This window comes from Streptomyces johnsoniae, from assembly GCF_031845565.1.
GTDB classification, from domain to species: Bacteria; Actinomycetota; Actinomycetes; order Streptomycetales; family Streptomycetaceae; genus Streptomyces; species Streptomyces johnsoniae.
This window is the reverse complement of sequence record NZ_JAVREV010000117.1, coordinates 1-255: the sequence shown is the minus strand read 5'-3', so window position 1 is coordinate 255 and position 255 is coordinate 1. Positions and strand designations below refer to the sequence as shown.

Annotated in this window: 1 protein-coding gene; it reads right to left on the bottom strand. The window is 68.6% G+C overall.

Translation table 11 applies throughout. The features are described from left to right. A partial coding sequence (locus tag RM779_RS33530) for an acyltransferase domain-containing protein (protein WP_311621567.1) occupies positions 1-255 on the bottom strand: 255 nt, incomplete at both ends.

Genomic DNA, 255 nt, shown 5'->3' with positions numbered 1-255 from the left:
GCAGCTGAAGGGACACCATCCCCCCACCACCCGCAAGCCGCTCCCCAATCACCCGAGACCGCAACGCCACCACCCGCGCACCATCCGCCAACGACAAACCACCCGCCACCACCGCCGCCGCAATCTCACCCTGACTGTGACCCACCACCGCAGCAGGCACCACACCCAACGACTCCCACAACCCCGCCAACGCCACCATCACCCCCCACAACACCGGCTGCACCACATCCACCCGCTCCAGCCACCCCTCACCCC